Source organism: Natrinema soli, assembly GCF_028618695.1.
In genome coordinates this window covers 1-810 of the sequence record NZ_JAQIVI010000420.1, presented here as the reverse complement: position 1 = coordinate 810, position 810 = coordinate 1, and the positions used below count along the sequence as shown (strand labels likewise).

General features: G+C 68.4%; 1 protein-coding gene and 1 pseudogene. Both read left to right on the top strand.

Annotation, left to right across the window (positions count from 1 at the left end; all coding sequences use genetic code 11):
- The coding region (locus PGX04_RS22945) for a precorrin-2 dehydrogenase/sirohydrochlorin ferrochelatase family protein (RefSeq protein ID WP_377043283.1) at nucleotides 1-408 on the top strand (408 nt) is incomplete at its 5' end.
- Nucleotides 408-810, top strand: a pseudogene (locus PGX04_RS22940) (glutamyl-tRNA reductase); the annotation flags it as partial. The gene PGX04_RS22945 and the pseudogene PGX04_RS22940, both read left to right, overlap by 1 nt.

Genomic DNA, 810 nt, shown 5'->3' with positions numbered 1-810 from the left:
AACGAGGCCGTCGCCGAGGCGGCCCGCCAGCGAGGGATCCTCGTCAATCGGGCGGATCGATCGGGCGAACGCGATCCCGGTAGCGTCGTCGTTCCCGCGACGGTCCGCGAGGAGCCGGTAACCGTCGCGATTGCGACCGGCGGCACGGCACCCGCGCTGAGCAAGTACCTTCGACAGGAACTCGAGGAGACCCTCGACGGGGCCGGCGAGATGGCCCAGGTCTGCGCGGGGCTCCGCGAGGAACTCAAAGCGCGCGACGTGCCGGCCGACCGACGCCGACGGGTTGTCACCGACGTCGTCAATTCTCCGGGTCTTTGGACAGCTTTACGTACGGGTACTTCCAACTGTCCCCAAGTGATCGAGGACGTGCTCGGCGAACAACCGTCTACTGGGGGTGATCGTCCGTGATTTCGACCGGGGTCGTTACGGCAGCGCGGGTGACGCACGACAGCGGTAGCGTCGACCAACTCGCCGCCGCCAGCCCCGAGAGTCAGGAGGCCGCCGTGAGGGAGCTGTTGACCGTGCCCGACATCGAGGAGGCGTACGTCCTCTCGACGTGTAACCGGGTCGAAGCGTACGTCGTCGGCTCCGACCACTCGGTCGGCCGGGCCGCACTCGCGGAATTCTTTTCCGGAATCGACGACGAGGCCGTCGTCACCACCGACCACGACGAGAGCCTGCGGCACCTGCTGCGGGTCGCCGCCGGCCTCGAGTCGGTAATCCTGGGCGAGGACCAGATCATCGGCCAGGTCCGGACCGCCTACGAGGACGCCCGCGACGCCGGCGGGATCGCCTCGATGCTCGAGGCCG